Origin of the sequence: Bacillus sp. FSL W7-1085 (genome assembly GCF_038595035.1) — a bacterium.
GTDB lineage: Bacteria > Bacillota > Bacilli > Bacillales > Bacillaceae > Bacillus > Bacillus altitudinis.
This window is the reverse complement of sequence record NZ_CP152000.1, coordinates 707,261-730,907: the sequence shown is the minus strand read 5'-3', so window position 1 is coordinate 730,907 and position 23,647 is coordinate 707,261. Positions and strand designations below refer to the sequence as shown.

The window sequence follows — 23,647 nt, the reverse complement described above, 5'->3', positions numbered from 1 at the left end:
AAAGAGACACGGGGTATCCCGGTCTCTTTTTTGTTTAAATCACACTGTTTTTCACTGAATTCGAATCCACCATATCTGGATCGAGTACGCTTGAAATCGGAATGACAAGCGGTGAACAATCTCCATTGTCCTCACCAAAACCCTGGTTCAATTTCATCGAGAGAAAATAATCGATCTGCTGATAAGGTCCTAGCGTCAGTGATGCCCCCCGATCCATTGCATTGATTTTAAAAGCACCGACATTGACGACTGAGGGTGAGAATAACATCACACATCACTTCCTTGGAATAGGTTTAGCTGCTGGCGAAAAAGAGGCAGGTGAGTCCACTTGATCTCGATCATCTACATGGCTCTTTGTTCCGACAAAACCGCTGGCATCTCCAAAATTCTGTCCGTACCCCTGATTTTTTTTATCTGAGTTTTGCCACTCTGCTAACAAATTTTGTCCGACATTCACCGCCGACGCATTTTCAAAGGAATTAATTTTTAACATGAAAATATTAATATTGATATACGGAGTTGGTTGAACCACAGATAAACCTCCTTTTTATAGGTATATGCGAGCACCCATCAAGTATGTTAACAGGAGGTCTTCACATGGACTTCGAAAAAATGAAGCAGTGGATGGACATTGCCCAGCAAATGCATGGAGATGATTTTTGGAAAATGATATTCGATGATGAGCAAAGATCTCCCTTTATGGCAAATGGTCCGTCTCCCTTTACATTCTCGCAGCAAGATCAGCGAGGAACAGATGCATCGTTTCCACCAGTCGACATTGTGGAAACCCCTACTGAATTTCAGTACTTAATTTATCTGCCTGGCTACCGGAAGGAAGATGTTCAGGTGCTGTCATATGGTGAATATTTAGTTGTAAAAGGACAGCGTTTTTCCTTTTTTAACGAACAAGATTTTCGCCAAAAACAAGGAAAGTATGGTCCGTTTGAAAGAAAAATTCGGCTCCCAGATATGATTCTTGGTCAAATGAATGCGGCCTTTAAAGACGGCGTGCTATACATTCGCCTGCAAAAGGATGAAGGAAAAGCAACTGCGATAATCATAGATGACGAATATTGATACTGACTGCGTCTATTAGATCACGATCATCAATCGTTTCAATCGGCAAGATCGTGATCACGCCATCGGCATTTTGTTCACCAAAACCATTGTTTCTTTTGATCGTCGAGCAGTGATTTCGTACGATCGTCGAACCGAATGTCATCGAGGACCCTGTACCAATCGTATTCGTCTTCATATGGGTAATCTGAATGCGTGTAGGCAGCATGCACTTCTCCCCTTTCATGTATCTCTATAAGTATATACCGGGCAGCTTTTCCATAGACTAGAGCAAGGCGAAAGAAAAGGTTGTGGTCCACTTGAAACATTTCATTCAATCACTCTTTAAAAAAACCGAAGCCAGTCCATCCCCATCTGTCGTCGAGCTAGAAAAAAGACTCACCGCTCTTGAGCAGAAAATGTCTGCACCTGCTCCGCCTGTCTCGGAGGATACGCACATTCACATTGAATCACTGCATGTGGACAAAATTGACTACCATTTAGAGTTTGGTGAGCTTTCCATTGATCAGCTTAAAGGCAGACTCAACATTGGAGCTACCTATTACACGCCAAAGGACCCGCACCTCAAAAAGGCAGCTTCAGTACCGAAGCCAAAAGAAACAAAAACACCAAAAGTCTCCATTCGATCAAAGTCTTCATCTCAGCACGACCGGAAGCCAGAAATAAACCGCAAGCACAATCGCTACAATACTGATCACATTTAGCCAAAAGCCAGCCTTGACCATATCAGATATTTTCAGCACGTCCGCACTAAAGACAGCCGCATTTGGTGGTGTGGAGATTGGCAACATAAACGCACATGAAGATGCTAACGCAGCCGCAGCCATTAAGCCGTACGGCTCCATGCCAATTGCAAGTCCAAGCCCGACTGTAATCGGAATGATCATGTTCGCAACTGCTGTATTAGACATAATTTCGGTCATAAATAAAATAGAAGCCGTTAAAATAATTAGCAGCATGAGGTACGACAGCCCATTTAAATGCTGTAAATTTTCCCCGATCCATCCTGTTAGATTCGTTTCCGCAAATCCTGTAGCAAGCGAAAGCCCGCCTCCAAATAAAAGCAATAGCCCCCATGGCAACTGCTTCATATCCTGCCATTCTAGTATTCTCTCTCCATTTGTCGCTGGAATGAGAAATAACAGCATCGCCCCAAAAATTGCGATCGACGTATCCGAGACAGGAAGCCCGCCAAACAAAAAGATTTTAAAAATCCATAAAAAAGCCGTCATAAGAAAAATAGCAAAAACCCATTTTTCTTCTTGTTTCATTTTGCCTAAATCCTCTAAACCCTTCTGTATAAACGCCGCTCCCATTTCACCTGTGTGCTCTACCTTGAACTGTATCTTGGTCAAATACAGAAATAAGAGAATGAGCAGAACAGCCGCCACCGGAAAACCAAACAAAAACCATTCAAAAAACATAATTTCTCGATCTAATAGCTTTTTTGACATCGCTGCAAAAACAGCATTTGGCACAGACCCAACGAGTGTTGCCAGCCCGCCAATAGAGGCTGAATAAGCGACCGATAATAGGATGCTTTTACTGAATCGGTCAAGAGATGCACCAGACAAAATATCGTTCGCCTTCACCTCTTTAATCACAGCCAGTGCCACAGGCAGCATCATCAGTGCTGTGGCTGCATTTGAAATCCACATAGATAAAAAGGCCGTTGCCATCATAACCCCTAATACAATGCGGTCACTTCTTGTGCCAATGATGTTTAAAATATGTAAGGCCATTCTTCTATGTAAATTCCATTTTTCAATAGCAATGGCAATCATAAATCCGCCCATGTACATAAAAACAATCGGGTCTCCATAAGCTCTTGATGTTTGCTCCATCGATAGCCCGCCAAGTGTTGGCAAAAGGATGATGGGCAATAAAGAGGTAGCCGGTATAGGCAAAGCTTCTGTGACCCACCATGTCGCAGTCCAAGCCGTAACGCCCAGTACCACTCTTGGTGCATAGGTCAATTCACTTTCTGGAATGAGCAAAAAAATAAGCAAAAAGAAGATCGGTCCAAGAACAAGTCCAGTCAGATTCACTTTTTTATAAACGATCACAATTCCTCCTTCATGAAAACGCTTTTAATTTTTTCTAATTTTTCACATTCGATGATCACATAAAAAATCCTTTAAATCATAAGAAAAAATGAAGATATCCTTAAGCAGCAACTGTGTCTTGCTTCATATTTCCACTTCATGACTTGGTCTATTTTCATAGGAGAAACTATACAAATCCTACACAGTAACTGTAAACTATAGAGGATCTAATCAAAAATTGAGGTGTTTTCATTGTATACAGATCAACGAAAATCATTTTGGAAACAGAAAAAAGTCATCATTCCCCTTCTTAGCATCATCGCGATTGCTGCTGCTCTCTTTTTCTTAAAAGATACGCTTTTCTCAAAAGAAAAAGAGGCGCTGAAAGCCGCTGAATCCTTTACGAAACATCTGGAGAAAAAAGAATTCACAAAATTGGCAGATGAGGTCACAAGCGGCTCTCTGAAAGCCAATGACTTTTCTAAAAAACAACTTGCCGAAAAATACGATCATATCTTTAGCGGCATCGGTGCGAATGAACTAAACGTCTCAAACGTCAACGTAGAAAAACAGGATAAAGGAAATGGGTATCAATTCACCTATGAAGTCACGATGAAAACGTCACTTGGAAAACTGAACAAACTCTCTTACAAGGGCGTTCTCTCCGAAGAGGATAACGAGTGGAAAGTAGACTGGAAACCAAATCTCATCTTCCCGCAAATGGAAAAGGGTGACACCATCAAAGTGACAACGGATCCTGCGGTACGCGGAAATATTGTAGATCGAAAAGGGCGCACGTTAGCAGAAACAACTGGTGGACACGCACTTGGCATCATCCCTGGAAAGCTCGGGACAGGCACGGAAAAAGAAAGCAACATCAAAAAAATCAGCAGCGCTTTTGATATAGATGAAGAGCTGATTCAAAATCAGCTGAAACAAGCATGGGTCACAGATGACACATTTGTCCCGCTAAAGTCTATGTTAGAGCAAAAGCCGATTCCAAAAGACATAAATGGCGTCACCTATCAAACGAAGGAAATGCGCTACTATCCATATAACGAAGCCGCTGCTCATCTGACAGGCTATGTGGGAAAAGCAAATGCGGATGATATCAAAAGAAATCCAGCTTTAAAGGCGGATCAAATCATCGGCAAAACCGGCCTTGAATTCACATTTGACAAGAACTTAAGAGGACAAGATGGCGGAAGCATCCTCATTATCCATGATGAAACAGGTATTGAAGAAACATTACAAAAAACAGACCGAAAAGACGGAAAAACAGTCAAACTGACCATTGATGCATCTTTACAGAAAAAAGCCTATCAACAGCTGAAAGGTGAAAAAGGGGCTGTCACCATTATGAATCCATCATCAGGTGATTTATTAGCGCTTGTCAGCACCCCTTCTTACGATGTCAATTTAATGACCAACGGGATCACGCCTAAACAATACCAAGCATACAGTGAAAATCCTGATCTCCCATTCCAAGCTCGATATGCGAGCAGATATGCACCAGGATCTACTTTCAAAACCATTACAGCAGCGATTGGACTGGAAACAGGTGTCACAAAACCTAATAAAGTGCGCACCATTCATGGACTGAAATGGCAAAAGGATCAATCATGGGGAAATTATCGCATTACACGGGTTCATGACAAAGAACAAGTCAATATGGTCGATGCCCTCGTGTACTCAGATAATATTTATTTTGGACAGGAAGCCCTTGAAATCGGCAAAGATACTTACGAGAAAAAAGTGAAAACATTTGGGTTTGGTGATGATTTAAACATGCCGTTTACAATGAAACCAGCACAAGTGTCTAACGACGGGATTCAATCAGACATCTTACTTGCCGACTCAGCATATGGCCAAGGAGAATTACTCATGTCTCCAATTGAACAAGTACATGCCTATTCTCCATTTGCAACAGGAGGAAAGCTTGTGTACCCTCGAGTCATTCAGAATGAAAAAACAGCATCACCAAAACAGATCATCAAAGAAGATACAGCAAATACGGTGAAGGATGCACTAACTCAAGTCGTCACCAATTCAAACGGAACTGCTCACTCGTTGCAAATAAAAGGGGCTGATATAGCCGCTAAAACGGGAACAGCGGAACTAAAGAGCAAACAAGGTGCGACAGACGGTACTGAAAATGGATTTTTACTTGCGTTTAATCCTAAAAAAGAAGATTACGTCCTCGTCGGCATGATTGAAGGTGTGAAAAACCGTGGAGGCAGTGGACTTGTCATTCAAAAAATGAAGCCTGTCATCGCTTCTTTCTATAAATAACCCTTAAGAGACACACGCTCCATCAAGCGCATGTGTCTCTTTTTTTCTAAATCATGACAATTTGCTATTGTTTTATAGTTCACCTTATGAATAAAATGAGGAGAATGAAAAAAAGAAAACAAGTTGAATGAAAGGAGGAAGTCTCATTGGCTATTGCTGCTCAAACAAAGAATAAACCTCAAAAAGCGGTCACCGGTTCAACGGTTTATCCTATTTTATTGATTATTGGTATTTGCCATATGCTCAACGACACATTGCAAGCCGTGATTCCTGCCATGTTCCCTATTTTAGAACGCTCAATGGGGCTGACCTTTACTCAATTAGGGCTAATCGCCTTTACATTAAATATGGTCTCCTCTGTCATGCAGCCTGCGATCGGGTGGTACACAGATACACGGCCGATGCCCTATGCGCTGCCTATCGCATTATTTTCAAGTGCTGTCGGCATTCTCGGCCTTGCGTTTGCGCCATCATTTGCGACCATCCTACTGTGCGTCGTCTTTATTGGACTCGGCTCTGCGATTTTCCATCCAGAGGGCTCACGGGTTGCCAACATGGCAGCTGGTCCTAGACGGGGTCTTGCTCAATCCATCTATCAAGTCGGTGGAAATACAGGCCAAGCCTTTGCTCCGCTAATCGCTGCATTAATGCTCGTCCCTCTCGGTCAGCCAGGTGTGGCTTGGTTTACGATTGTTGGAATGATTGCTGTCGGTTTCCTTCTTTATATTTCAAGATGGTACGCAGGAAGACTTCAAACCATTCGAGCACAAGCGAAAAAAGCGCCTGCAAAAGCAGCAAGATCTGAACTTCATCGCAAGTCAGCGCTCACAGCACTTGGCATTATCGTCTTTCTTATTTTCGCACGTTCTTGGTATGGAAATGCGATCTCGAATTTCTATGCGTTTTATGCGATTGAACAATATGGTTTGACGATTAAAGAATCACAAACTTATATTTTCTTATTTCTTATATTGGGTGCGATTGGGACATTTTTAGGCGGGCCGCTTGCAGACCGCTTCGGCAAGAAAAACGTCATTTTAATTTCTTTATTAGCATCCTTTCCGCTTGCCCTGCTTCTCCCATTTGCCGGACCAGTTTTTGCTTATGTTTTACTTGGACTCATTGGGATCATTCTGACCTCAAGCTTCTCTGTCACCGTGGTCTATGCCCAAGAACTATTTCCCGGGAAAATTGGCACAATGTCTGGTTTAACTGTTGGGCTTGCGTTTGGTATGGGAGCGATTGGATCCGTTGCCCTCGGCTCATTAATTGATGCAGTCGGTTTAACGCCTACCATGATCGGTGTCGCCTTTTTACCGATATTAGGCATCCTAGCCTTCTTACTGCCAAGCGATCAGACCATAGCGAAATGGAATGAATCATAAAAGGTAAAAACCGCTCAATAAATGAGCGGTTTTTTCATATCTCATAAAAATGCGTATCAGGAACATGCTTCTTTGCAATAAACCCCTGCTGAAAGTCTGGAAAGACCTTTTGCACCTGTTTAATTTTCAGATGAATCAAATCCGCATACGGAATATACAAATGATCCACAAGAGTGTGTTCTGTCATATAGTAATACCAATTCAGATTAAAGGTATTTTCATCAATGATCGTAAAGGCAGAGAAATGATAGAACAGCAGTGGACATTCGTCGAGATACATATCTCCTTTCACAACGGAGAGCTTATAGTTTTCAATATTCCAAATCGCTGCATTGGCACCTTTAGATGCCACCACATGGACACCCTCAAAATCATCGACCCATCTTTCAACATACCGCTGATCACCATATGTCTTTTTTTCCGTATCCATTTCTACTGTACAGTGCGCAATGCAGTTCTCTTTCCACTGCGTCACAGCCCGTTTGGCCACATCTGTGTTTCGACAGCCTACAAACCCAGTATTAAAACGGCCGGATAATTCATAAAAGTGATAGAATCGCTTGGAATTCATATGATCTGTCAAAAATACATGAGCGAGTGGATTTTCTGCAAATATCGCCTCTGGATCATGATAAAAATACAAATCCGTATCCAAATGAGCGAGATAATCTGCATCAGAGGACTCAAGAATTTTGAGTAGAAACGCAGGCTTAAGCGTCCAGCAATACTCGTGGAACGTACGATCCGCCTTTGCTTTTCGCAGCGAATCATCTTCCACATCTTCAAGCTGTTCATATTGGACATGTGGATGAGGAAACTGACTTAACACCTTGTAAGCCAAAGGATCAGCACATAAGACAGAAAGTTTGTATGATTGAGCCGTCTGCTCAAGTGAATGAATCAGTGCCAGCAGCTTAAACACATGGGTATTCGACACAATGGTTGTGAAATGATAGGATGCCATCTACAACACATCCACTTGGAACAAGTCAACATGCAGCAGCTCTTTTGTGAGCCCTTGAATGGCCTCGGCCAGCACCGTGCATCCATGTTCCTGCTTGGCAAGCTGAGCCGCCTCTGACAGCTTTTTCAAAGGGAAATGCTTTGCCGTCAGCACGTCCTTTTGATCACGTTTAATGCCCACATTCCGCTCTGTGATCATATGAAGCAGCTCCAAAAAATAAGCGAGCAGATCATCATATGCTTCATTCTTACGCAGCTGGCGAATGTCTTTCACGATATCATTTGTCACGGTATGAGAAAATGGTCCAGAGAAAGCCAGATGAACATCAATCGAATCAATATTGTTGTACTTCTCGCACATATACAAAATGTTATATTTGATGTCATCGAATGACGTTAAATTACTTGGATGTTCCTGATGCACACTCAAAATATCCTCACGCAGTTCAAATGAGAGGCCAAGCTGATGCAGACGAATGCCTAAATCATAATCCTCAAACCCGTATCGAACGATTTTTTCATCAAACATCCCTAGTTCCATGACATGCTTTCGCTTGACGGAAGAGTTATTTGTGATAAAAAATCGCCACGGCAATTGATAAGAACTTAAATCATAGTCGTACGTGCTTAAAATGTCTTTCAGGATATCAATAAATTCGGACTGCAAGTCGAAGCTTCTCTCTAGAAATGCGCCGCTTTTCACTTCCTCCATCGACACAAGAGACGTTTTGTCTTTCATTTTCCGCTGATACAGCCCTTGTTTTTTTAATCGATTCACATGATCTTGATCAAAACCGGTGTAAAAATAACGGTAGATTCGCTTCCAGCATACACCGCAAATGACACGGTCCTCATGATCAGCATGTGCCTCTGCGTGCTTTTGAATAAATTGGGGCTCTGCCAACATATCGCTGTCATGGAATATTAAAAGGTCTCCCTCTGCCTCACGAATGGCATGATTGCGCCCCTTGGCAATTCCTTGATTGACAGGAATACGCACCTTTTTGAATGGAAAGTTCACCTCAATGTGTTCGAGCATTTCCATCGTGCCGTCCGTTGACCCATTATCAGCGACAATGACCTCAAATGGAATATCGGTTTCCTGAAGCGTTAAGGAAAAGAGGCTCCCTTCTAAACGCTCTTTCGCATTATAACTCGGAATAATGACGCTGACCTTCGGCTTTTCATTCATGCGCCATCCTCCTCCAGTTTGGCATAGCCGTTAAACATCGGATTGACTTGTTCTACCGATTCAATCACATGACGCAGCACTTCCCGATAGGCTTCTTGGAAAAATGGCAAGTCATCTCTTCCTTTTTCATGGATTTGCTGCATATCATCTTTGCTTAAGATCCGAAAACCACTGAAATGATAGCAAATGAGTGGGCTTCCATCCTCAAGCAAAATACGTCCATTCTCTTCCTGATAAGAATGCTGGCCATAATTCCAGTGACCAATATTCACACCCTTTGTTTGAATATCTTCTACTTTTTCAAACAGCACCGGCATATGATCCAAATACCCTTGATCGCCAAATTTCCCCTCTCCAGGCGCATTTTTGCATTCTTTTAGACATTCTTCTTTCCACCAGCTCAGGCACTTTCGGCCGGCTTCATCTCCTTTAAAATGCAGGAACCCTGAATTATAGCGCCCTAAAAGTTTCTGAAGCATCTTCACTTCCTCTGGATCAAAGCTTGGAATGACAATATCCCCTCTTGATAGAAGCACAGAGGCATCAGGCTGGTTTTGAAAAATCACTTGTGGACTCTCATAAAAGAACAAATCCGCATCAAGATACGTCACTTCCTCCGCCTGGTCCTGCTTAAATAGCCACTCAATCCAAATCGGTTTTAATGTCCAGCAATATTCCGAATCATTTCGTTCCTTTTTGATCTCTAGAAGCTCCGGCGTTTCAAGCTCACGCACATGAACAAGATCGACATGCGGGAAATTCATTTGATGAAGCAAATCAAATGCAGCATCATCCATACATAACGTTTTGATGACAGCATCATCTTCTACTTGCTTCAACGATAAGAAAAACGCAATGGCTTGATAAAGTCTTCCACTTGATAGAACCGTACAATATATGCTGTTCATCTGTATACACCTCTATTTTTGAAAGAATTCGCGATACCATTCAATTGTCTTTTCTAACCCTTCATCAATGGAGTAATCAGGCTTCCAATCAAGCAGCTTTCTCGCCTTTTCTGCTGATAAATATTGATGCTTAATCTCATGCGTTCCTTGATTCAAAATACGAGGTTTTAGTTCACTGCCCATCGCCTTTAAGATTTTATCAACGAGCTCAAGCACAGTCAGCTGAATTTCATTACTAAAGTTAAATGCTTCTCCTGCAAGCCCTTTTTCCTCCATTTTTTCAGCTAGCAGTAAATAAGCCTTGACCGCATCTTCAATATAGAAATAATCACGGATAAAGGTTCCGTCACTTCTAATTTCTGGCGCCTTTCCCTCTAACACAAGCTGGATGGTTTGCGGAATGATTCGGTTAAAATTCAAATCCCCGCCTCCATATAAATTACCGCAGCGCGTAATACAAACCGGAAGACCATATGTGTTGTAGTACGTGTGAGAAATTAAATCTGCACAGCTTTTTGACACATCATATGGGTGCTTGCCGTTAAGCGGCATGTCTTCATCATAAGGAAGCTGTTCTTGATCCCCGTATGCTTTATCACTCGATGCCACAATCACTCGTTTGATAAGCGGCTGCCTTCTGCATGCCTCCAGCACATTCCATGTTCCTAAAATATTGGCTTCAAATGTAGAAACTGGGTGACGATTTGCGACCCCAACAATCGCTTGGGCGGCCAAATGAAAGACTGTATCAATCTCATATTCTCCTAACGCACGTTCTATCGTTTGCATGTCCTCCAGTGCGCCTTGGACGACATTCATCTTTTCAAATTGACTGCCTTGATATAAGTTCGATCTTGGCACCTGATCACGTACAAGCCCTGTTACGTTTGCTCCTTGATCTATCAATTCCTTGACGAGGTAACTCCCTAACAATCCCGTACACCCGGTCACAAATACGTTTTTCCCATTCCAAAATCCGCTCATGCTGTCACCAAACCTTCCATGGTTGTTTTCCTTCAGTCCACATGCCGTTGATTTCTTTCAAGTTTTTATACGTATCAATTGCTGTCCAAAATCCGTGGTGCTCATAGACTGCAAGCTCTCCATCATTCGCCAGATTTTGAAGAGGCTCTGCTTCGAACACACATTGATCATCATCTGTTAAATAATCAAAAACCTTTGGAGACAACACAAAAAATCCTCCATTGATCATCCCGATACTGTCTGTCTTCTCAGAGAAGGATTGTGCCATCCCGTTATACACCTTCAGCGTGCCGTACTGTGATTTCTTTTCAATTCCTGTGACAGTGGCAGCTGCTCCAAGCTCTTGATGGCGCTTGAGTAAATGAAACATATTGATATTGGCAAGTCCGTCCCCGTACGTCATCATAAATGTCTCATCACCAATATAATCCTGTACCTGCTTTAGCCGCCCGCCTGTCATCGTATTCTCACCCGTATCTAAAAAGGTGATTTTCCAGTTCTCCGAATTACCTAAAAGCTTCATTTCCCCTGTCGACATATCCAGCTGCATGCTGTGATGCCGCCAGTCGTAGTTGAGAAAATACTCTTTGATTTTCTCTCCTTTATATCCAAGCAATAAGATAAACTCGTCTACACCGTAATACTGATAGATTTTCATAATATGCCATAGAATAGGCCGATCTCCGATCATAGCAAGTGGTTTAGGAAGCGCTTGTGTGACCTCACTCATTCTCGTTCCCTTTCCTCCGCAGAGAATGACTGCTTTCATCTTCTCCCCTCATCTCTCTATGAAAATTTTTGATTGAAAACCCTATCTTCATGCGGAAAATCAGTACATGTACCCTTATACTTTGTCCGACATCAGGTTTTGAATCTACTCTATTCATATGTCGGAATAAGAGAGGGTGCCACCTAGCATTTAACTATTTTTACAAACAAAAAAGAGCGAGATTTGCATTCTCGCTCTTTCAAAGTTTAAATTGTATATTTTCAGGGTAGATGGTATGATAAACATGTGCATATACAGCACAAACAGCCTCTTTCGATAAAGAGACTACTAGATTGAATGAACTCAAGTGGCAGCTTGCTTCATTCTTAATATGAATCACGGAGGTGAATTCCCATGGCACAAAATGTACTTTGTGAAGTGAACTCTTGCCGTTTTTGGGCTGACAACAGCTGTACAGCTTCTACCATTAAAATTGGTAAAAGCACAATGACTGACGTGACTCGCAATGCTGAAACGGATTGCGAAACATTTGAAACAAAATAATACATGATTTTCTGAGATGAAGGAACTGGCAGGTTCCTTCTTTTCTTTTATCATTCTATCAAGAATGATAATTATTATCAAGCGTTTTTCACGAAACATTTCTCGGGAAATAATGACACGATATTTCTCCATTCGTTGACGATTTTCACTCCTTTTTCTATACTCAACATATCCAAAGAAGAAAAAGTGGTGACCAATCAGTGGATTTTACGATACGATTTCTATCATTCTATGTGGTTGAAATAGAAGGTAAAGAGGAACAAGCAAATAAACGGTTTAAACATTACCAAACATTAAACCAAGAAGAATTTGAACAAAGTGAGCTGAAAGACTTTCTAGACGGTGAGCTAAAAAAAATCGTCAAACGAAAAGTGGACAGACACCCTAAGTCTGAGCAAGTACCGACTAAAATTGGCCGATTTATTGTCGAACCCGGGCATGAACTCGATTCAAATCCAAACTACAATTTATTTCATCAGACGAGATTTGCAGATACAAAAGAAGTATTTAACGAATGCAGTGAACAATTTGTTCGCACCTATTTAGATACAAGTGCTGTCAGAGGCGGCGTGTTTTTGGTTGCATCTGCGGTTCCTAAAAAATATTTCGATGACTCTTTTGTCTTTATCATGAAATGCGATTTTGAACAGAAAGTCGCTTCTATTGCTGATACATCTACCTTGATCAAAAAAGTAGAAATGGCGATTACAACAAAAAACATGAAATCGATTCAATACCCGTTTATGCCAGAAGAGGGCATGACAGAGGAAGCCGAAGTGAAAATTCACCAATCCTCACACGCTCGTTATTTTGAAGACTTTCTAAAATTCGTCGAATACGGGGAATCGATGCCTGAAATCATGAAATCACAGGTCATGAATATGGTGCAGGAACATGTATTTGAAACATTTCAGGATGAAAGTGAAGAATTAAAACAATTTGAAGAGGACCTTGAAATATGGGAAGCAAGTGAAAAACGGGAGATTCGGGAAACACTCGATACAGAACAGGTCACGCTAGCCGCTTCACACATTGTTGAACAAACCCCTGATATCACGATGAAGATGCGTCTAGGCGAAACAGAAATTAAAGGACTTTTAGCCGACTTCGGCCACTCGATTCATATCGCAAAGGTCAACAATCGATATGTCGTGCTCGTTGAAGCAGATCAAATTGTATTTGAAAAAGGAAGCACACCTGTTGAATTCCATAAACCCAATGGCTTGAAAGAGGTCGTCAGCCAACTCACGCAAAAAGCCTATGATTCAGACTTAGAATAAGAGAATATGACTGCCTCCTGCGATTAGCTGCATGAGGCAGTTTTTTATATAACGCTTTATTTCTTACACTGCACTAGAAGAAACATGCTGCCCGCTTCTTATCCACATGCTGACGAGCATTAAACTTATGATAAGCATCAGCCAAAAGACGCTGTTTGTTCCGAAAAACTCGATCAACGTATACCCACACAAAGGTCCTAAAGCAGCCCCCATATCTTGAACAAAAGAATAGCTGGCGAGAAAGCGGTTCTTATCTGTTTGAGCAGAAGCTTTTTGAAAGGCAAGTGTATCGGTGAACGTTGTGACAATTGTTGCCATCAGTTGCATCAAAAGCAGCATCAATAGGAACCAGCCGCTTACCTTCAGCATGATCACAAGAAAACTGAGACCTCCAAATGAAAGAAACATCCAGCATAACATTCGTTCCTTCATCACAAGACGATCAAACCATTTGCCCGTTCTCGGTGCGAGAAATGGTTCCCATCCCCACCTGAGTGCTTGAATAACACCGCTTAAAGCCGAAGCTCCGATGACAAAGCCAAACAGAGTCAATTCATCTTGGTCAATCTTTGCTTCAATGACATGACTCAGCGTGGATGCGAATAAACCTTGGATGATCAGTGCGATCAGCATGCCTGTTATCAGTACTTTTACCACATCTCGTGTAAACCACTTCTGTTTGATGCCATGATACACCTGCGTGCCTTCTCTCTTTTCAATTTCATCCAACGATACATAAAAAATGCAGCCCATTAATGTGAGTAAGCCAAAGACAAGCGTCATGGACTGAAAACCGATCAAGCTGGCAAGGATTCCACCAAATAACATGCCAAATAAACTGCCAAGCCGGTAAAGCCCATTATAAAGACCCGTCAAATGTCCTTGTGAGCCTTCGTCCATTTCAGCCAAGACCCTCATCCCACTCATACGGAGTAACGTCCAAGCGAGACCCCATGCACAGCGGCAAATCAATAGCAGCCAAAATCCACTCATACCATATAATATCGTGGTCACTGACGCGATCAAAATTGCGATCAGTACACCGGTCTTCATTGGGATATATCGATAAAGCCACCATACGACAGGTGCTAGCGGGATACGAATGAATCGGTTGATAGACAGCAGTAACCCCACCTCCCAAATGGATGATAAACCAATCTCTTTCCAATAGACCGGGAGAACAATATAGAGCATTGAATCCCCAATAAGGGCAAATGCTGTGATGAGCGCAATTGACACCACTTGCTTTTGACGACGATCCATTTTTTCTTCCCCCTTCGCTACCTTTACGATAAGGGATACCTTATAATAAATCTAATGAATGTTTTTGATTGAATCATCAAAATAATTGATAGGCGGTGCAATGATGAATTTACATGCCCTCCGTATTTTTGCAAAGGTAGCCGAAACAAAAAGTGTCACACAAACGGCAGACGTGCTGTCTTTGACACAGCCGGCTGTGACAGCACAATTACGAAGCATTGAACGAGAGATCGGCTTTCGTCTTTTCAAACGAAACGGCCGGGGGATTACACTGACAGAGATGGGGAAGATCCTGTATCCATATGCCCGGCAAGTATTCGAGGCGGAAAAAGAAGTAGAATATCAGATTACTCTTCTGCAAAACGGAAAAAAAGGAAGACTCAGAATTGCTTCTACCTACGTACCACTTAACTTTTTACTGCCTGATTGGCTTGCCTCTTTTAAAACATCATCGCCACAGACAGATATTGAATTAAAAAGCGGAAACTCCGCTCAAGTGATCGAAAGCCTGCTTCAATATCAATCAGATGTGGCGATCGCCGTAATAGAGGATCTGCACCACGAAGATCTTCACACCTCTCACTTAACTGATTTAAGTTATGACTTTATCGTGCCTGTGGATCATCCGTTAAATGGACAAACCGTCCCCCTAGAACGCCTAAGCCATGAACCTTTTTTAATGCGAGAAGAAGGCAGTTCAACGAGAGACAAGCTTTTTTCCCTTTTTACCGCTAAAGGAATTAAAAAACCGACCGTTGATTTACAATTCAGTGGTGTCCACGAAGCCATTCAAATGATCAAAGCTGGCTATGGCATTACCCTTGTTCCTCGTGACGCTGTTCAGCGAAGCTTAGAACGTGAAGAGATTGGGCGCGTGTATATCGAAGGAATTGACATTATCAGACCTGTAGTGGTCTGCAAACGGGCGAATGACCTTGAGGAAAATAGGACGGTGAATGCTTTTCTGCAAATGAAAGACATCGGACCCTTTATAGCACCTGACTCCAATTAAAAAAGTGCCTGCTTCAGCAACAGGCACTTTTTCTATTCGGATGGTTGAACTAGATCAAATGGGACCGCCTTTGAGGCTTTCACTAATTGTTCTGGTGTGATGAGTATTTCATTTCCCCATTCTCCTGCTCCAACGCCTAATATCTTTTCTTCTAATAGCGATGCTTCGATAATCGTGCGGAACCCTTCAGGCTGCCAACAAAATGGCGGGATGGAGCCAATGCGATAGCCTGTCACTTCAAGCACCGTGTCTGGTGAAGCCATTTTGATATTGCGAGAGCCTGCGGCTTTCTTTAGTTTCCCTGATTTGATGTGCTGGTCAGCACCAACCATCACAAGCAGCTGCTCCCCTTCCCCTGTTTCAAAGATCAATGTTTTGATCATTTGTCTTTCTCTAAAACCAAGAGCAGCCGCTACATTCGCTGCGCCCTTCTCTGTGTCGGCAGAAAATGTTTTGATGTCATACGGGATGCCATGCTTGTCCAAAAAGTCATGTGCTGGTAATTTTTTCAATGGATTGAACCCCTTTCCTTACAATGTCCTTTCATTTAGCTTATCACAATCCTCTCATCCTTAAGATGTATTTTTCAATGGAAAACCTCTGCACACTTCGCCAACATGCTATACTGAACTTGTTTTTGAAAAGGAGTCGGTTGGATATGGGAAATAAGTTTTGGTGTTATACAGGCAGTAAAAGCCTTCTCATGCTAAGTGATATTCTATTTTTGATGACAGTCACATTGGTTATTTATCAAGATACACAATCTGTCGCCTATGCGGCTGTATTTCCGCTCATAAGAACACTATGTCAGCTATTGGCTGGGCTCCTCTCTCCTGTTTTGACAGAACTCTTTCAAGCCAAGCGTCTATTGAAATGGGTCCCTCTTTTACGTATTGGAATGCTCATCGTATTCACGACCCAATTTGATTTCTTTCAGCAGCACCTGATCTGGCTGTTTAGTGCGTTCGTTTTGATTTCCATCACAGGCGGGTTCATCAGCCCTTTATTACAGGCCATCATGCCGATGCTTGTATCAGCAAATCAGCTTGTGAAAGCGAACAGTACAGCCTCCGTTTTTTATCAATCTGTTCAAATCGCCGGCTATTCGTTTACTGGAATGCTCGTCCTGTTGATTGGTCCATTTTATTTAATGTGGGCCTCTTGTTTCATGATTGTGTTGTCCTATCTATTGATCATCCCTGTTTTTTCTCTACTCAAGCAAGAAGACACGGTTCAAAAAGAAAATAAGATGAACGGTTTCAAGGATGGCTGGAAGATCATTTGGACAAACAAAACGGTTCGCATCCTGACTTTCATGGATGTTAGTGAAAATATTGCAGGTGCTTTGTGGGTCGGACCGGTTACGCTTGCCTTTGTCACACTTGTTTTAAATGAAGGTGCGGAATGGTGGGGATATATCAATGCCGCATATTATATAGGTGCCATTATAGGCGGACTCATGGCTGCATGGCTAAGTCAGTTTATTCAAAAACAACTTCTCCTCTTTATGGCAGCGGGCTCTTTTATTTATGCAGTGCTGACGATCCTATTTTCACTAAACAGCCTGCCATGGCTTGCATTGCTGCTTTGTATTTTAATGGGGCCTGCCTATCAAATTCGGGATGTTTCGCAGCAAACCATTCTCCAAACGGAAACGCCAGTCCATGAGTTATCAAAGGTGTATTCGGCTCAATACGTTCTCTCTTCTATGTCTGTCAGTTTATCTATTTTCTTTGTTGGATTAATTGCGGATACATTCGGAGCGAGATTTGTTTATTTGTTAGGCGGACTGTTTGTACTCATCTGTTCCGGGATTGCCATCACCACTTTCATGATGCAGAAAAAAAGAGCGGCTGTTTAAGGCAGCGACTCTTTTACTTTTCTTTTAACATCGCAAACATGTCACGCGCCATTGCTTCTAGGATATAGACAACGGGTGTCTGTGTAGTGATGTTGGCTCTATGGACTCGTTCGTCTGTGACGTAATAAGCAATATTCAAGTCAGAAATACGAGAAATTGTACAGTGCTGATTGTTTGTAATACTAATGATCGTGCTGCCTTCTCTTTTAAGTTTCGAAATATGATCAATCGTAATACTGTTCTCTCCTGATACCGACAGCACAATGGTGACACTATTGTCTAAATACTGCATATTCATCGGGAAAAACGGATCGTTGATGTAGAATGAAAATTTCTCAAGACTCGAAAAGTACCTTGCCCCATACTGCGCCAAAATACCAGAACTGCCCGTCCCAATAAACAGCACATTCTTTGCACCCGCAATGAGCTTCGCTGCCTCTTTAATCTTCTCCTCAAAATCTCCTTTAAGTGTCCGTTCGATAAATTCATACAAGAAATGCTGCGTGCTTTTCAAAGAAGGTGTTTGTTCTGCTTCTAAATACATTTTGAGCTTCACCTTAAATTCGGAAAAGCCTTCACAATTCACTTTTCGACAAAAGCGAAGGACAGATGAGGTCGATATATGTGCGGCATCTGCCAAATCACGAATTCTCATATAGACGACTTTTTCACTGTTTTCCATAATGTATCGGTATAAAGCGCTTTCTAGTTCATTAAAGCTGGAAATGACCTCACTTGAAAACATCTGACTTCCCCTTTCTCCAACAACATGACACAACACGTTTCTTTTATGTAACAAATCTCTAAATAGGGCACCCTTGCCTAAAGACGCTGAAACCGTTTACGCACAAGGTACTCTCACGATAAGCTATAGATGTACAAACAAATGATAAAAGATTGATTCACTCTATTATAACATTGTGCGTTACATTATTCGGAGGTGCAGAACATGGCAAAAGGATTAAAGGTTGTCACAATCGGCGGAGGATCAAGCTATACACCAGAACTTGTCGAAGGATTCATTAAACGGTACGAGGAATTTCCAATAAGCGAACTTTGGCTCGTCGATATCGAAGCAGGTAAAGAAAAGCTTGAGATCGTCGGAAATCTTGCAAAACGCATGGTGAAAAAAGCAGGGCTTCCAATCGAGGTTCATTTAACTTTAGATCGCCGGAAAGCACTGGTAGACGCTGATTTCGTCACAACACAATTCCGCGTCGGATTACTGGAAGCACGTATGAAGGATGAACGAATTCCTTTAAAATATGATGTCATTGGTCAAGAAACAAACGGTCCAGGCGGTCTATTCAAGGGTCTGCGCACCATCCCTGTCATTCTTGAGATTGTGAAAGATATTGAAGAATTATGCCCGGATGCTTGGCTTGTGAATTTCACCAACCCAGCTGGTATGGTCACAGAAGCCGTACTTCGCTATTCAAACCACCGCAAAGTCGTTGGCTTATGTAACGTACCAATCGGCATTCGCATGGGCATCGCCAAAGGACTTGATGTTGACGCAAGCAGAGTCGAAGTCAGCTTTGCTGGATTAAACCATATGGTCTTTGGACTGAACGTGTTCTTAGACGGCAAAAGCATCATGGATCAAGTGATCGAAGACATGGCAGATCCAAACTCCACCATGTCCATGAACAACATTCACGCCATTCCGTGGGATGCAGATTTCTTAAAAGGGCTTGGCGTGATCCCTTGTCCGTACCACCGCTACTATTACAAAACAAGTGATATGCTGGCTGAAGAAAAGAAAGCAGCAGAGAATGAAGGAACTCGTGCAGAAGTCGTCCGTGCACTAGAAAATGACCTGTTCGAGCTTTACAAAGATCCTGATCTTGATATTAAGCCGCCACAGCTTGAAAAACGAGGCGGTGCTTACTACAGTGATGCAGCATGTAACTTGATCGCATCCATTTATAACGACAAGCATGACATTCAGCCTGTAAACACAATCAACAATGGCGCCATCAGTGACATTCCAAATGATTCTGCCGTTGAACTGAACTGTGTCATCACAAAAGACGGCCCAAAACCAATCGCTGTTGGTGAAATGCCGGTTGCTGTCAAAGGACTTATTTCTCAAATTAAATCCTTTGAACGTGTAGCCGCTGAAGCAGCCGTGACAGGCGACTACAACACAGCACTTGTCGCCATGACCATCAATCCGCTCGTCCCATCAGATGCCATTGCAAAAAGCATCCTAGATGAAATGCTAGAAGCACACAAAGACTACTTACCACAGTTTTTCAATAAAGTAGAAGCATAAAAAGAAGCCGCACTTGTCAAAGTGCGGTTTTTCTTATTTCTCGGCAAACAACTGATCCATCTGAGCACGGTCATAGTCTAAGAGCCAGTGCTGTAAACCTTCATAAACTGGACGCAGATGTTCTGGATCTGTCGCAATAAGATCACAGCCTCGATCATCATATAAGTGGAAAATCATCTGTTTTGAGAGATTGATGAGATAAATGTCATAACCAAGCTTTCCTTTCAAGATTTGATTCGGTTTGTAGAAATCCTCTTGGCATATGGCTTGTAATAGCGGGCGCAATCGAATATCTTGTAGCTGACACTTGAGTGTAAATCTCTCTATTTTCATTGTTTCTTCTTGTTTTGGTTGTATATAGGTCAAACGCTCGTGACGCAATCGGTGACGCACTTGTCGGTCGGCATATTTTTGATAAACAAGGAGCTTTTGCCTCGTTAGTTCATGTTCATGCTGCGTGTAAACATCCGTGACAAGTAGAATATCGTCTTCTGGATCAAAAGCATATCTGACAATTTTTAAAGCCCGATCGCCTGCTTTTTCTAATACAACCGATTCTTCTCCTAATGACCAATCTGCCACTTCAAAGCGAAGACCAAAAGGCCACTTATAAAAAAGAGGCGGTGTGAGGACAAGATCAGGAAAATGACTTTTTAAAAAACGATTGGTTTGATCGCTCATCTCATGTCCTTCCATTGGTTTTATATCTTATTTTACCGTTGAAACTGATGGAAATTCAATTGGAAATAAACTGTCATTTCTTATATGATAGAAAGAGATGGAGGTGTGACCAATTGAAAAAATGGTTTTTACAGGTGTTCCTCACCGCATTGATCACGATGTGGATACAGGCTGGACTTGATCAGGCGAACATCATTCATATCAACAATGTATGGGTCGATGTCAGTAGCTGGATCCTAATCTTCTTTGTCATCTACGCACTTTTTGAATGGACTGCTCACGTCTTAGTAAAACGGAAAATCGCTCATCGCTGAACATCTCTTTTTACAGAGATGTTTTTTGTTGAAACTCTTCCTGCACAAGTTCATGAATGACGCCCATTCCTGCCTGACTTCCAGCTGCTGCTGCAAGAACAAGCTGAGCAGGTCCGCCTAAATTATCACCACATGCAAAAATACCGCTGACGGTTGTACGCCCTAGAATATCTGTTTCAATGCCCCCATTTTTCGTCATTTGACAGCCTAGTTTTTCAGCAAAAGGGGTTGACTGCTTGAAATCACTTGCGACAAATCCGCCTTCTCTTATCACTATCTCGCCATTTGCAAGCTGAAGAGAGCGTAGCTGACCATTGTCATGATGGATCGCTACAATTGGCACATCAATAACTTGAATAGAATGTGCTGATAACAGTGCTTTCTCCTCTTCAGCTAACACTTGCTGTCCATTTGTAAACACAATCAAATCCTTTGTCCAATTGGAAAGAAGTTTCGCCATATGCAAAGCGCGCTGGTTCTCTGCAATCAGGGCAAGTGGCTTGTCCTTCAGCTCCCAACCATCGCAGAAAGGACAGCTAAACAACGTCTTTCCATACACTTCATGAATCCCCTTCATTTCTGGCAGTATATCCTGAAGTCCTGTTGCCAATATGATTTTCTTCGCTTCGAATCTTTCTCCTTCTTGTGTCAGTAATGCGAAGTTGTCCTCATGATTTTGTATCTCCACAATTCTGCTTCGTTTGATTTGGATATTGGGGTAGTTTTGAAGATCCGCTTCTCCCGCTTGTCTGATCTCAAACGGTGTCATTCCATCGTTTGTAATAAATCCATGTGATTCCTGAGTCACCCGATTTCTTGGCATCTCATCATCGAATACCATGACCTGTTTTCTGCCCCGCCCTACAACAAGTGCTGCATTTAATCCGGCTGGTCCGCCTCCGATAATGGCACAATCTAATAACATGTCAATCTCTCCTTTTTATTCAAGATTTTAAAGACTCTTAATATCTATAATTGGTTCAAAAAAATCACATGTTGAAAAATGGATTTTTTTCTGTCTGCTCTATTTGACTTGCAATATCAACTAACCGCTTTTGACTTAACGTCTCCTGCATTTTTGTTTCAACATCCTGCATGACTTGTTCAATCAAACAGTCATCATGAGGCATGAAAGAATCATGTGCTAAGGAACAACGAAATAAATGGGTTTGTCCTTCTACCGCCTGAATGACGTCTAGAAACGAAATGTCCTCTTTCTTTTTCAGAATGGTGTAACCACCTTTTGCGCCAGATGTTGATTCAATCAATCCTGCCTTCACAAGCTTTGTTAAAATTTTAGATAAATAGGTAGGTGAAAGATCTTGCATTTTGGCGAGAGGCTCAACGCCTATTGCTTTCCCCTTTGGTGCAAGGGTTAAAAAGACCATCGTATGAAGCGCATAGTTGGTCGCTTTAGAATATTTCATAGAAACATTCCTTTCTATCTATTGTAGACCTTTTATATCTGTAATTGATCATAGAGGATTCAAGAAGAAAAAGCAAGTATTGTGGATCTGCTTCTTTTTTCATTCCACATTTCGCATTTCCTTCCGATAATAGAAGTAAGCACGAATAAAAGCTTGATGAAGACTAGAAGGAGTGAAAAAAATGTCAGATCAACAGCACAATGCAGCACACGAAGAAGAAGAGGAATTTAACGTATACGACATGCTTCCACCCGCAGGAACAATCATTGGCGAAGCAACAGAAGAAGAAATGGAAGCTGCGGCAGCATTAGAAGTGAGACATTACGCCTTTATGCGTCTGCAAGACTCGTACATTCAATTTGATGGATCTTCTTATAAAGAATTGCTTAAAGACTTTCAAGAACTAGAATTTGATTCTGCAAAATTTTGGAGAGCCATCGCCCGACGCCTGCAAGTCCCATACGAATGGCCCATCCGAATCGACCATGCAAACGGCCCTATTTATATTGGTGAAACAGAAGATAGCCGTGATGTTGAGGAGAGTGCAGAGTAAAGGAATTGGTGACCCCCTTTTGGTGAGGGGGTCTTTTAACTCACTTATCATTTAAACGTTATAGATGAGGTCTAAAAGAGTTTCAGTCACTTTCTTTGTGCTCAAGTTTGCTAATAACTCTATCTAATATACTTTCATAAAGTTCAGTTTTTCTATTCATTAAATGCTTTTCTTTCAAAAAGTATAATGATACGATTACCCCACAAAAAAATATTGTCACACCATTCATATAGTAAATTACATACTCGTTGACTAAGGGGAAACGCTCACTTATATATGTTTTATAAGTATTCATTATGTCAGGATTAAATATTACTGTCGTTATTACCCCGAAAATAACTGCTATAAGTGAGTTATATAAAAAATCTAAATCCTTTCTTCCTGAACTAACTCTGTGATATAGATTTAATGATTTTAGTTTTTCTAAAGCATTCTGATTATAATTCTCTTTAGCCCATTTCATAACAGAGACTTCAATTTCATCGATATTTTCCACTGCCTTACTAATTTCAGAATATTGGTGAGGGTAGTCCTTTTGTTTAGCTACTTTAAAATACAAAGGATCTTTTCTAAATTTTAGAAAGCTGAAATAAGAGAACAGCCAATATATAAAAGCTATATCAATTATGCTACTTAGAAAAAAACCACTGTATTCAATTATCCATGTCTGGTTAATTAAAACGCCTACCAGTGCTATTAAAAACAAATACATACACAGTTGAGCAAAGAATACAGATAATTTTTTTGAGGGAACGAAAATTTTTTTTAAGATTCTATATATAACTTCAACACTTTTTTTGAACACTAACACACTAATACCTCCCATTAATTATATCGACAGTAATTTTTTATACATAAG

Annotated in this window: 27 protein-coding genes; 11 read left to right on the top strand and 16 right to left on the bottom strand. The window is 41.6% G+C overall.

The features are described 5' to 3' along the window. Positions 1-34: 34 nt before the first annotated feature. Both MKY11_RS03615 and MKY11_RS03610 read right to left on the bottom strand, forming a co-directional pair. Entirely contained in the window at positions 35-268 is a 234-nt protein-coding gene (locus MKY11_RS03615) for a hypothetical protein (protein ID WP_008344178.1), read from the bottom strand. Between the two features lie 6 nt (positions 269-274). Next, on the bottom strand, positions 275-532 hold the full coding sequence (locus MKY11_RS03610; RefSeq protein WP_008344180.1) for a hypothetical protein: 258 nt from the start codon (positions 530-532) through the stop codon (positions 275-277). A gap of 65 nt (positions 533-597) precedes the next feature. Here MKY11_RS03610 and MKY11_RS03605 point away from each other — a divergent pair, with 65 nt between their 5' ends. Further along, positions 598-1,077, top strand: coding sequence for an Hsp20/alpha crystallin family protein (locus MKY11_RS03605; RefSeq protein ID WP_008344182.1), 480 nt, complete (start codon positions 598-600; stop codon positions 1,075-1,077). On the opposite strand, the gene MKY11_RS03600 is transcribed toward MKY11_RS03605, so the two are convergent. Then, the gene (locus MKY11_RS03600) at positions 1,058-1,285 is read right to left on the bottom strand and encodes a hypothetical protein (protein ID WP_017360415.1); all 228 of its coding nucleotides are present in this window, start codon (positions 1,283-1,285) and stop codon (positions 1,058-1,060) included. The two genes, MKY11_RS03605 and MKY11_RS03600, sit on opposite strands and share 20 nt — an antisense overlap. A gap of 91 nt (positions 1,286-1,376) precedes the next feature. On the opposite strand from MKY11_RS03600, the gene MKY11_RS03595 reads away from it, so the two are divergent. Beyond that, complete coding sequence (locus MKY11_RS03595) at positions 1,377-1,781, top strand: hypothetical protein (protein ID WP_056705609.1); 405 nt, start codon at positions 1,377-1,379, stop codon at positions 1,779-1,781. Here the strand turns inward: MKY11_RS03595 and MKY11_RS03590 are convergent. Continuing rightward, a complete protein-coding gene (locus MKY11_RS03590; protein WP_284724963.1) occupies positions 1,713-3,143 on the bottom strand; it encodes a DASS family sodium-coupled anion symporter in 1,431 nt (476 codons plus the stop codon). The two genes, MKY11_RS03595 and MKY11_RS03590, sit on opposite strands and share 69 nt — an antisense overlap. A gap of 231 nt (positions 3,144-3,374) precedes the next feature. Between MKY11_RS03590 and MKY11_RS03585 the strand changes: the two genes are divergently transcribed. Together MKY11_RS03585 and MKY11_RS03580 are read left to right on the top strand one after the other, a co-directional pair. Then, positions 3,375-5,414 (top strand): penicillin-binding transpeptidase domain-containing protein, encoded by a 2,040-nt coding sequence (locus MKY11_RS03585; protein ID WP_342501859.1) that lies wholly within the window; start codon positions 3,375-3,377, stop codon positions 5,412-5,414. Between the two features lie 146 nt (positions 5,415-5,560). Then, positions 5,561-6,799 (top strand): MFS transporter, encoded by a 1,239-nt coding sequence (locus MKY11_RS03580; protein ID WP_342501858.1) that lies wholly within the window; start codon positions 5,561-5,563, stop codon positions 6,797-6,799. Between the two features lie 34 nt (positions 6,800-6,833). Here the strand turns inward: MKY11_RS03580 and MKY11_RS03575 are convergent, their stop codons facing one another. The 5 genes from MKY11_RS03575 to rfbF are packed head-to-tail and all read right to left on the bottom strand — an operon-like array spanning position 6,834 to position 11,615. Continuing rightward, on the bottom strand, positions 6,834-7,763 hold the full coding sequence (locus MKY11_RS03575) for a putative nucleotide-diphospho-sugar transferase (protein ID WP_024718603.1): 930 nt from the start codon (positions 7,761-7,763) through the stop codon (positions 6,834-6,836). Continuing rightward, positions 7,764-8,954 (bottom strand): glycosyltransferase family 2 protein, encoded by a 1,191-nt coding sequence (locus MKY11_RS03570; protein WP_342501857.1) that lies wholly within the window; start codon positions 8,952-8,954, stop codon positions 7,764-7,766. It abuts the gene before it with no gap. Beyond that, positions 8,951-9,862, bottom strand: coding sequence for a putative nucleotide-diphospho-sugar transferase (locus MKY11_RS03565; protein ID WP_045034449.1), 912 nt, complete (start codon positions 9,860-9,862; stop codon positions 8,951-8,953). The genes MKY11_RS03570 and MKY11_RS03565 overlap by 4 nt, the downstream gene beginning before the upstream one ends. Positions 9,863-9,874: 12 nt before the next feature. After that, positions 9,875-10,846 (bottom strand): GDP-mannose 4,6-dehydratase, encoded by a 972-nt coding sequence (locus MKY11_RS03560; RefSeq protein ID WP_025092661.1) that lies wholly within the window; start codon positions 10,844-10,846, stop codon positions 9,875-9,877. Positions 10,847-10,850: 4 nt separating this feature from the next. Further along, positions 10,851-11,615: a glucose-1-phosphate cytidylyltransferase gene (gene rfbF, locus MKY11_RS03555; protein WP_019743935.1), complete on the bottom strand. Its 765-nt coding sequence runs from the start codon at positions 11,613-11,615 to the stop codon at positions 10,851-10,853. A gap of 354 nt (positions 11,616-11,969) precedes the next feature. Here rfbF and MKY11_RS03550 point away from each other — a divergent pair, with 354 nt between their 5' ends. Both MKY11_RS03550 and MKY11_RS03545 read left to right on the top strand, forming a co-directional pair. Continuing rightward, positions 11,970-12,119 carry a DUF1540 domain-containing protein gene (locus MKY11_RS03550; RefSeq protein ID WP_008344201.1) on the top strand — a complete coding sequence of 50 codons (150 nt, stop codon included), beginning with the start codon at positions 11,970-11,972 and terminating at the stop codon, positions 12,117-12,119. 200 nt (positions 12,120-12,319) lie between these two features. Next, positions 12,320-13,399 (top strand): DUF3900 domain-containing protein, encoded by a 1,080-nt coding sequence (locus tag MKY11_RS03545; RefSeq protein WP_039168562.1) that lies wholly within the window; start codon positions 12,320-12,322, stop codon positions 13,397-13,399. A gap of 63 nt (positions 13,400-13,462) precedes the next feature. On the opposite strand, the gene MKY11_RS03540 is transcribed toward MKY11_RS03545, so the two are convergent. After that, the gene (locus MKY11_RS03540) at positions 13,463-14,662 is read right to left on the bottom strand and encodes an MFS transporter (protein WP_342501856.1); all 1,200 of its coding nucleotides are present in this window, start codon (positions 14,660-14,662) and stop codon (positions 13,463-13,465) included. 103 nt (positions 14,663-14,765) lie between these two features. Here MKY11_RS03540 and MKY11_RS03535 point away from each other — a divergent pair, with 103 nt between their 5' ends. Then, positions 14,766-15,674 carry a LysR family transcriptional regulator gene (locus tag MKY11_RS03535; protein WP_159159442.1) on the top strand — a complete coding sequence of 303 codons (909 nt, stop codon included), beginning with the start codon at positions 14,766-14,768 and terminating at the stop codon, positions 15,672-15,674. Between the two features lie 32 nt (positions 15,675-15,706). On the opposite strand, the gene MKY11_RS03530 is transcribed toward MKY11_RS03535, so the two are convergent. Continuing rightward, complete coding sequence (locus tag MKY11_RS03530; RefSeq protein WP_024718610.1) at positions 15,707-16,186, bottom strand: YbaK/EbsC family protein; 480 nt, start codon at positions 16,184-16,186, stop codon at positions 15,707-15,709. 146 nt (positions 16,187-16,332) lie between these two features. Between MKY11_RS03530 and MKY11_RS03525 the strand changes: the two genes are divergently transcribed. Next, positions 16,333-17,535 (top strand): MFS transporter, encoded by a 1,203-nt coding sequence (locus MKY11_RS03525; RefSeq protein ID WP_342501855.1) that lies wholly within the window; start codon positions 16,333-16,335, stop codon positions 17,533-17,535. A gap of 13 nt (positions 17,536-17,548) precedes the next feature. Here MKY11_RS03525 and MKY11_RS03520 read toward each other — a convergent pair whose 3' ends face one another. Then, complete coding sequence (locus MKY11_RS03520) at positions 17,549-18,280, bottom strand: MurR/RpiR family transcriptional regulator (RefSeq protein WP_045034443.1); 732 nt, start codon at positions 18,278-18,280, stop codon at positions 17,549-17,551. A 204-nt stretch (positions 18,281-18,484) separates the two neighbouring features. Here MKY11_RS03520 and MKY11_RS03515 point away from each other — a divergent pair, with 204 nt between their 5' ends. Continuing rightward, positions 18,485-19,813, top strand: coding sequence for a 6-phospho-beta-glucosidase (locus MKY11_RS03515; protein WP_039168556.1), 1,329 nt, complete (start codon positions 18,485-18,487; stop codon positions 19,811-19,813). Between the two features lie 33 nt (positions 19,814-19,846). On the opposite strand, the gene MKY11_RS03510 is transcribed toward MKY11_RS03515, so the two are convergent. Continuing rightward, entirely contained in the window at positions 19,847-20,494 is a 648-nt protein-coding gene (locus MKY11_RS03510; protein ID WP_342501854.1) for a DUF3885 domain-containing protein, read from the bottom strand. A 113-nt stretch (positions 20,495-20,607) separates the two neighbouring features. Here MKY11_RS03510 and MKY11_RS03505 point away from each other — a divergent pair, with 113 nt between their 5' ends. Further along, complete coding sequence (locus tag MKY11_RS03505; RefSeq protein WP_024718613.1) at positions 20,608-20,808, top strand: hypothetical protein; 201 nt, start codon at positions 20,608-20,610, stop codon at positions 20,806-20,808. Positions 20,809-20,818: 10 nt separating this feature from the next. Here MKY11_RS03505 and MKY11_RS03500 read toward each other — a convergent pair whose 3' ends face one another. Continuing rightward, positions 20,819-21,733, bottom strand: a complete 915-nt coding sequence (locus MKY11_RS03500) for an NAD(P)/FAD-dependent oxidoreductase (protein ID WP_342501853.1) — start codon at positions 21,731-21,733, stop codon at positions 20,819-20,821. Positions 21,734-21,797: 64 nt separating this feature from the next. Then, positions 21,798-22,235, bottom strand: coding sequence for an Rrf2 family transcriptional regulator (locus MKY11_RS03495; protein ID WP_135009847.1), 438 nt, complete (start codon positions 22,233-22,235; stop codon positions 21,798-21,800). A gap of 181 nt (positions 22,236-22,416) precedes the next feature. Here MKY11_RS03495 and MKY11_RS03490 point away from each other — a divergent pair, with 181 nt between their 5' ends. Beyond that, on the top strand, positions 22,417-22,788 hold the full coding sequence (locus MKY11_RS03490) for a hypothetical protein (RefSeq protein WP_007496834.1): 372 nt from the start codon (positions 22,417-22,419) through the stop codon (positions 22,786-22,788). An 82-nt stretch (positions 22,789-22,870) separates the two neighbouring features. Here MKY11_RS03490 and MKY11_RS03485 read toward each other — a convergent pair whose 3' ends face one another. Then, entirely contained in the window at positions 22,871-23,599 is a 729-nt protein-coding gene (locus tag MKY11_RS03485) for a hypothetical protein (protein WP_024718617.1), read from the bottom strand. Positions 23,600-23,647 lie beyond the last annotated feature (48 nt).

Coding starts and splice junctions, on each gene's coding strand:
- MKY11_RS03520 (WP_045034443.1), bottom strand. CDS start 18,280: ATGTTTTCAAGTGAGGTCATTTCCAGCTTTAATGAACTAGAAAGCGCT.
- rfbF (WP_019743935.1), bottom strand. CDS start 11,615: ATGAAAGCAGTCATTCTCTGCGGAGGAAAGGGAACGAGAATGAGTGAG.
- MKY11_RS03525 (WP_342501855.1), top strand. CDS start 16,333: ATGGGAAATAAGTTTTGGTGTTATACAGGCAGTAAAAGCCTTCTCATG.
- MKY11_RS03575 (WP_024718603.1), bottom strand. CDS start 7,763: ATGGCATCCTATCATTTCACAACCATTGTGTCGAATACCCATGTGTTT.
- MKY11_RS03540 (WP_342501856.1), bottom strand. CDS start 14,662: ATGGATCGTCGTCAAAAGCAAGTGGTGTCAATTGCGCTCATCACAGCA.
- MKY11_RS03535 (WP_159159442.1), top strand. CDS start 14,766: ATGAATTTACATGCCCTCCGTATTTTTGCAAAGGTAGCCGAAACAAAA.
- MKY11_RS03490 (WP_007496834.1), top strand. CDS start 22,417: ATGTCAGATCAACAGCACAATGCAGCACACGAAGAAGAAGAGGAATTT.
- MKY11_RS03500 (WP_342501853.1), bottom strand. CDS start 21,733: ATGTTATTAGATTGTGCCATTATCGGAGGCGGACCAGCCGGATTAAAT.
- MKY11_RS03495 (WP_135009847.1), bottom strand. CDS start 22,235: ATGAAATATTCTAAAGCGACCAACTATGCGCTTCATACGATGGTCTTT.
- MKY11_RS03605 (WP_008344182.1), top strand. CDS start 598: ATGGACTTCGAAAAAATGAAGCAGTGGATGGACATTGCCCAGCAAATG.
- MKY11_RS03615 (WP_008344178.1), bottom strand. CDS start 268: ATGTTATTCTCACCCTCAGTCGTCAATGTCGGTGCTTTTAAAATCAAT.
- MKY11_RS03570 (WP_342501857.1), bottom strand. CDS start 8,954: ATGAATGAAAAGCCGAAGGTCAGCGTCATTATTCCGAGTTATAATGCG.
- MKY11_RS03515 (WP_039168556.1), top strand. CDS start 18,485: ATGGCAAAAGGATTAAAGGTTGTCACAATCGGCGGAGGATCAAGCTAT.
- MKY11_RS03600 (WP_017360415.1), bottom strand. CDS start 1,285: ATGCTGCCTACACGCATTCAGATTACCCATATGAAGACGAATACGATT.
- MKY11_RS03510 (WP_342501854.1), bottom strand. CDS start 20,494: ATGAGCGATCAAACCAATCGTTTTTTAAAAAGTCATTTTCCTGATCTT.
- MKY11_RS03565 (WP_045034449.1), bottom strand. CDS start 9,862: ATGAACAGCATATATTGTACGGTTCTATCAAGTGGAAGACTTTATCAA.
- MKY11_RS03550 (WP_008344201.1), top strand. CDS start 11,970: ATGGCACAAAATGTACTTTGTGAAGTGAACTCTTGCCGTTTTTGGGCT.
- MKY11_RS03560 (WP_025092661.1), bottom strand. CDS start 10,846: ATGAGCGGATTTTGGAATGGGAAAAACGTATTTGTGACCGGGTGTACG.